This window comes from Xanthocytophaga flava (assembly GCF_030068545.1).
In the GTDB taxonomy this organism is placed as follows: Bacteria; Bacteroidota; Bacteroidia; order Cytophagales; family 172606-1; genus Xanthocytophaga; species Xanthocytophaga flava.
This window is the reverse complement of the sequence record NZ_JASJOR010000054.1, coordinates 24,307-30,898: the sequence shown is the minus strand read 5'-3', so window position 1 is coordinate 30,898 and position 6,592 is coordinate 24,307. Positions and strand designations below refer to the sequence as shown.

The 6,592-nt window shown below is 39.0% G+C and carries 8 protein-coding genes; 5 read left to right on the top strand and 3 right to left on the bottom strand.

Annotated features, from left to right (window positions below; genetic code table 11):
* Window positions 1–260: 260 nt before the first annotated feature.
* Window positions 261–656 (top strand): hypothetical protein, encoded by a 396-nt coding sequence (locus QNI15_RS37545; protein WP_313994002.1) that lies wholly within the window; start codon window positions 261–263, stop codon window positions 654–656.
* Window positions 657–677: 21 nt separating this feature from the next.
* Here the strand turns inward: QNI15_RS37545 and QNI15_RS37540 are convergent, their stop codons facing one another.
* Both QNI15_RS37540 and QNI15_RS37535 read right to left on the bottom strand, forming a co-directional pair.
* Entirely contained in the window at window positions 678–1,517 is an 840-nt protein-coding gene (locus tag QNI15_RS37540; protein ID WP_314037191.1) for a TPM domain-containing protein, read from the bottom strand.
* Between the two features lie 44 nt (window positions 1,518–1,561).
* Window positions 1,562–2,002, bottom strand: coding sequence for a TPM domain-containing protein (locus tag QNI15_RS37535; protein ID WP_313993997.1), 441 nt, complete (start codon window positions 2,000–2,002; stop codon window positions 1,562–1,564).
* A 143-nt stretch (window positions 2,003–2,145) separates the two neighbouring features.
* Here QNI15_RS37535 and QNI15_RS37530 point away from each other — a divergent pair, with 143 nt between their 5' ends.
* The 4 genes from QNI15_RS37530 (at window position 2,146) to QNI15_RS37515 (ending at window position 5,828) form a co-directional block, all read left to right on the top strand.
* Entirely contained in the window at window positions 2,146–3,456 is a 1,311-nt protein-coding gene (locus QNI15_RS37530) for an NCS2 family permease (RefSeq protein WP_313993995.1), read from the top strand.
* A gap of 103 nt (window positions 3,457–3,559) precedes the next feature.
* Window positions 3,560–3,925, top strand: coding sequence for a transmembrane 220 family protein (locus tag QNI15_RS37525; protein ID WP_314037189.1), 366 nt, complete (start codon window positions 3,560–3,562; stop codon window positions 3,923–3,925).
* Between the two features lie 33 nt (window positions 3,926–3,958).
* Window positions 3,959–4,777 (top strand): 5'-methylthioadenosine/adenosylhomocysteine nucleosidase, encoded by an 819-nt coding sequence (locus tag QNI15_RS37520; protein WP_314037187.1) that lies wholly within the window; start codon window positions 3,959–3,961, stop codon window positions 4,775–4,777.
* A gap of 100 nt (window positions 4,778–4,877) precedes the next feature.
* Window positions 4,878–5,828: a cation diffusion facilitator family transporter gene (locus QNI15_RS37515; protein WP_314037185.1), complete on the top strand. Its 951-nt coding sequence runs from the start codon at window positions 4,878–4,880 to the stop codon at window positions 5,826–5,828.
* 5 nt (window positions 5,829–5,833) lie between these two features.
* Here QNI15_RS37515 and QNI15_RS37510 read toward each other — a convergent pair whose 3' ends face one another.
* Window positions 5,834–6,577 carry a (S)-benzoin forming benzil reductase gene (locus QNI15_RS37510; RefSeq protein WP_314037184.1) on the bottom strand — a complete coding sequence of 248 codons (744 nt, stop codon included), beginning with the start codon at window positions 6,575–6,577 and terminating at the stop codon, window positions 5,834–5,836.
* Window positions 6,578–6,592 lie beyond the last annotated feature (15 nt).

The following is a 6,592-nucleotide window of genomic DNA, read 5'->3' as shown; positions in this document are numbered from 1 at the left end:
AAATTTGCAACTATATAGGTGCGTATCGTATCTTTCGAAAGGATTTCCATTTAGAGTGATATTTTTTGGTTCGCATCTCAAAATTCACTCTTTTTCGGGAATCCTTTCCTTTTACTAAACAACTTCACTATTAGACCTGATGATTGGGTAGAAAAGATAGATGTTGAAGAAGAAATATTTGGTACATATCTGGTGATACGAATATAGTGTTACACTATATGAAAAACATATATCATTATTATTCTGTGACCTTATAAAGTATGAAGGAACTGAGACAAGTTATTGCTGATTATGAAAATGATAGAGTCAGTTACGACTTTGCTAAAACAGCTATTTATAAGATAACAGGCAAATGGGTTGATAAATACGAACTGAATCACTATTGGCATTCTGAAAGCCTGGATAGCTTTATTGAAAGATTATTGCTTGAACCCATTGCGGACTGGGCTCAAATTGATGATGATCGAGCAATCAGCCTTCTTGATGAACTTTTCAGAAATTTAGAGAACAATGCCATTGTAGATAGAAATATGGAAGCTTTGGAAAAACGATATGGAAAGCCTTCCGGAACAATTGTTGATCTTGTCTTTCATGAAAATCTACAATCTTATGAGATTCTGGAAATGCTTAAAAAAGATACACGCATTGTATTGTAGGCTTTTTTGACCAAATAAAGTTTACCAGTCACCACTGGCTCCACCACCACCCGAACTGCCACCACTACTATCACTATAATCTGAGTAATCACTGTAGCTACTCTTATCTGAATAGTCTGAATAATCCGAATAGTCACTGTATTTCCGTTTGGTAGTATCCGTGCTATCTGAATAGGTACTGGTTGAGCCCAGATTGTTCGAGTTCTTATTGACCCCTTTGCAGGTATAGGTCGTTCCTCCAGTTCTCTTGTTGATCGCTTTGACAATCCAGACGATGACTAAAATAACAAGTGTAAAAGGTAAGAGAATAAAGCAGACAATGACTATCAGATACCAATACCATTCCACAGGTTCCTCTGATTCTTTGGTGTAAGTCTCGCCACTGGCTAGTTTAATCATCTCATCCACAGCCTCATCAACACCCTGATGATAGTTGATTGCTTTGAAATTAGGCTTGATATGTTCTTCAATAATTCGCTTGGCGAGAGCATCCGGAATGGCACCTTCCAAACCATAGCCTGTTTCAATATGAACTTTCCGATCATTGATAGCTGCTAGTAATAATACCCCATTGTTATTCTTGTTTTGGCCATATTGCCATTTTTTAAACCACTGAAAAGCATAACTCTCTACATCATATCCTTTTAAGGATGCCAGTAATACTACTCCAATCTGAGTGCCTGTACTATCTTCAAATCGCTTAATTTTTTGTGTCAGATCAGACTCTTGTTTGGGAGTGAGTACATTGACAGAGTCTACTACAGGAGTAAAATGTTCAGGACGAGGAGGAATAAACTGTTCCTGAGCAAAAGAAGTAATAGTTAGTAATAATACTCCAAAGAGTAGAAAAGTACTTTTCATGATGATTAGTGAGAGGGTAGTATAGTTTTAGATTGTCTGATAGATTAACTGGATGTTGAAATAGAATCATCTAATTCATTAGTATCATTTCCGAAAGAAGGGAAATATTTTTTGAGATATTCTCCAGTTTGAGTAATGCCTTCCTCCAGGCCTTTCAGATATTGATGTTGCTTAAAACGGGTTCGTATGATATGCTTTATTTCCTCCCAAAAGTTTTCAGGCACTACCCGATTGATTCCTGAATCTGCTACAATGGCAAATTTGTGTGTATCTGTGGCAATATAAAACAACACTCCATTGTGTTGTTTGGTCTTATGCATTTCCAGTCTGGCAAATATTTCCAATGCTCGTTGAAACGGATCTGCATCTGGAGTCCCCGGTTCTATATGTACACGGATTTCTCCTGAAGTCTGGCCTTCTGCTTTTTGAATAGCTTCTACCAGTAATCTTTCTTCTTTGGAATTGAGAAACGACAATAGTGCCATATATTTACTTTTAAAACGGTGAAGATGGTTGAAAGTACAGAAAGATTTTGTGTTTGTATAGTTTTCTGAGAGAGAAGAGCATTTTAATAGGTAAAAGATGGTATTTTGGAACGGCCAAATACATTTTCTAACCATACAGCCTTATGCTTGAAAAATACTTTTCTCTACACACAAATCAAACCAGTGTACGAACCGAAATTCTAGCTGGAATCTCAACGTTTCTAGCTACTATGTATATTATTGTGGTAAACCCAGCCATTCTGAGCCAGACAGGAATGTCCTTTTCGGGAGTGCTTACTGCTACTGTTCTATTATCATTCTTTTGCAGCATCATGATGGGTTTGTATGCTAAAAACCCTATTGTAGTAGCACCCGGTATGGGCCTGAATGCCTTTTTCACGTTCACTGCTGTGAAGGGAATGGGTATTTCCTATCAGACTGCATTAGGAGCTGTATTCTGGGCTGGAATAATTTTTCTCTTACTCTCTATCTTTAACATCCGAACATATATTGTGGCTGCCATACCCAAGCAATTACGTTATGCTATCTCTGCAGGTATCGGATTGTTTATCACTTTTATTGGCTTTGTCAATGCAAAGTTTATTGTAGCCAATCCTGCTACACTTTTAGGTATTGGGGATATTACTAAACCAGATCAGATTATTTTCATTGTTGGTCTTTTTATCACGACCATTCTGGTGATTAAGCGAGTAACAGGTGGCATTATTATAGGGATATTGTCAACTACTTTGTTGGCTGTATCTATTGGCCGGATATGGGGTAGTACACCTATTGTGACTTGGAATGGTGCTTTCGCGTCACCGGATTTTAGTCTGTTATTTCAACTGGATATAGCAGGTTCAATGCAGTTAAGTTTATTGCCTGTTATCTTTGCCTTTGTCTTTACAGACCTGTTTGACAGTCTATCTACCTTTGTTGGAGTTGCCGAGGCTGCCAACCTTCAAGATAAAGCAGGTGAACCCCGCAATGTAAAACAATCTCTATTAACGGATGCTGTAGCTACTACATTGGGTGGCTTATTGGGTACAAGTCCCGGAACTGCCTATATTGAGTCGGCAGTTGGAGTAGAACAGGGAGGGCGTACCGGTTTGACAGCTGTCACTGCAGGGTTGTTGTTTCTGCCTTTTATGTTCTTTTCGCCTTTACTCTCTGTTATTCCCGCTATTGCTACAGCACCCGGTTTGATTCTGGTTGGAGTGTTTATGATGAAGCCTGTTACTCAGATTCACTGGAACGAGTTGGATGATGCCATTCCTGCTTTTCTGGCTATGGTGCTGGTTCCACTTACCTATTCCATTACACAGGGAATTATCTGGGGTTTTCTGAGCTGGACCATTATTAAGTTAGTTTTAGGTAAAACCAAAGAAGTATCCATTGCCTTGATTCTGATTGATATAGCTGCTATAGTGGCATTGGTGTTAGAACATTTGTAGCAGAAACAAAAGAAATTATGACAGGCGTCAATGACAGATTGAGGAAAGCCTGCTAAATTGGGCTTTTCTTTATCATACACTCATTTGTTCCTACAGATTTGTTATGCGTTACATCGGTTTGTTTTTTGGATTTATATTTTTACTATTTACCTACTGGCAATTTAATGATCCTGATCCTGTCTGGTGGGTGACTATCTATCTTATATCTACCTATTGTTCTTTTCTTGTCTTTCGTGCACGGTATAACCTGGAGCTTTTTGCGGTTTTGGCAATACTGTATATTTCAGGAGCAGTTAATTCCTGGTTACAGATGACTGCCTGGGAAGGTTTTGTGACAGAAGGAGAAGGGCTATCCATGAAAAGTGTGAATCAGGAACTGGCCCGTGAAAGTGCAGGGCTGGCAATCTGTGCGGTCGCTATGTTGATATTTCTACTAATAGGGTATATAAAAAGGTCTAATCGTACATAGTTTTCTTTTCTGCTTCTTAATCCATACAACATTATGAAAAACATTTATCTGGTTTGTATTGCCTTTCTTCTTGTTATACATACACCTTTTGCACAAACTTCCCAAACTCAGAATATCACAGCTGTCTTGGGGGCTTTTGATGAAGAAGTGCGTATTCTTCAGGAGTCATTGAAAGACAAGAAAGAGCAGAAAGTAGAAGGAATCCGATTTGTAACCGGTACACTCAATGGGCGAAAAGTTGTAGTAGCTGAAACAGGTATTGGCAAGATCAATGCGGCTCTGACGACTTCTTTGCTAATACATACTTTTCATCCTAGGGAGATTATATTCACAGGAATTGCAGGTGGCGTAAATCCCGATCTGATGCCAGGAGATATTGTTATTGCTCAGAGTATTGCTTATCATGACTTTAGTACAATTCTGCACAATCGGGAGCCTAGCCGTCAGACTCGTAATCCAATCACTAAAGAACTGAATCCGGAATATTTTCCTGCTGATTCTGTCTTGTTCCTAAAAGCGCAGAAAGCATCCCGGACAGCTCGTTTTGAAAAAATTGCCTTAACGAACAGAGCTCCGCAGGTAATAGTGGGTCGTATTGTGACAGGAGATATTTTCGTGTCTTCTTCAGAAAAAGTACAACAGTTACGTCGTGATTTTAATGCAGAGGCAACTGAGATGGAAGGAGCTGCGGTGGCACAGGTTTGCTGGCAGTTAAAAGTCCCTTGTCTGGTTATTCGCAGTCTGAGTGATAAAGCTGACGAAAATGCTCGCGGGGATATGATGACATTTTATAAAACCGCAGCTAAAAACTCTGCTGCTCTGGTAACCGAAATTGCCGGGCTGATAAAATAATAACTGTCTGGTACTGATTTTTAGATAACTATATACTACACAGAAGTCTTACAAATTGTGGATTCTGTGTAGTATTTTTTTTTCTAAAAATCATACAACTATGACAGGAGAATCTAAGTTGCCTATTTACGGAGCTTTAGCTGCCAATGTAGGTATTGCCGGAGTAAAATTTGTGGCAGCCTACTTTAGTTGCAGTTCCGCCATGCTTTCTGAAGGAATTCACAGTTTGGTAGATTCCGGAAATGAGTTATTACTCTTGCTTGGAATTAGTCGAAGTAAGAAACCTGCCGATCAAAACCATCCTTTTGGACATGGGAAAGAAATGTATTTCTGGACATTGATAGTCTCCATATTGGTTTTTGCATTGGGTGGAGGAATGTCTTTTTATGAAGGAATTAGTCATCTGGAACATCCGGAACCACTTAGAGATCCTTTCTGGAATTATATAGTGTTGGGAGGAGCTATTGTATTTGAAGGAGGTTCGCTCTGGATTGCTGTACATCGGTTTTTACAGATTAAAGGCAATGGAAGATTCTGGCAAGAGCTGCGTAAAAGTAAAGATCCGTCATTATTTGCCGTAATTTATGAAGATACTGCTGCCATACTAGGCTTGATTATTGCGTTTGCTGGAGTCTTTCTGGGACATTATTTTCAAAACCCAAGACTGGATGGTATGGCTTCTATTCTTATCGGTGTTGTACTGGCTATAGTAGCCATTGTAATGGTGATAGAAAGTCGTAAGTTATTGATTGGAGAAAGTGCTCAGACCTATATTGTGGAAGGAGTATACAAATTAGTTATAGAAGACAAAGATGTGGCTGCCTTGCGGTATCCACTGACTATGCACATGGCTCCCAACGAAATCTTACTGGTATTAGATGCAGAATTCAGGCATGATCTGAATGGAGAAGAGCTACCCAAAGTTATTTCACGACTGGAACATACTATTCGGGAGAAGTTTCCTGACATCACAAAAATCTATGTTGAAGCGAAACTCTTTTCTGGAAAAGAAGCTCAGAAAGTTGTAAAAGATAGGGTTCTTAATACCTGATAATCTTATTTAGTTGTGGAAAGCTTACGTAAATCAAGAATCGCTCCATTTTCTATAGCTGTATCCAGTGCTACCTGATAAATCTGATTGGCAACATCAGTGGGTTCTGCCAGAGCATTGGTATTCTTTAATTCAATAAAACGATCTATGTCTTTAAAATCTTCTCTGGTGGATTCACGAATAGCAGATTGCATCCCTGTATCCACCACACCTGGACTGATCGATAGTATTTTTACTCCATTTTCTACTGTACTTTGCTCTATGGCTACAGTACGAGTTAACATATCAAGGGCAGCTTTGGTTGAGCAGTATATCGTCCATCCATAATAGGGTTTGTGTGCTGCACCAGATGAGATATTGATGATCTTCTTGTCACATTTCCAGCCTTGCGTGTGTTGAATAAACAGAGAAGTTAATAGTAAGGGGGCTGTTAGATTGACATGTGTTGCCTGCTGGATATGTTCCTGTGTTAAAGTATCAATCTTACCAATAGGTAAAGCTGCTGCATTATTAATCAGGAGAATAGAAGCTGTTTGAGCCTCTTCAATCTCTTTAAACAAGTTTTTGAACAGTGTTCCAAACCCATGAGATGCACTCAGATCAAATGAGATCTGGTGTAATAGCGGATGTTTTTCGCTGGAATGACTTCTGGCAATTGAAAAAACTTTATATCCTTTCTGCAGATAGGTTGTTACCAGTGCCTGTCCAATGCCACGACTGCCACCTGTAATAAGTAAGATATTGTCCATAATAAAGGTATTCAG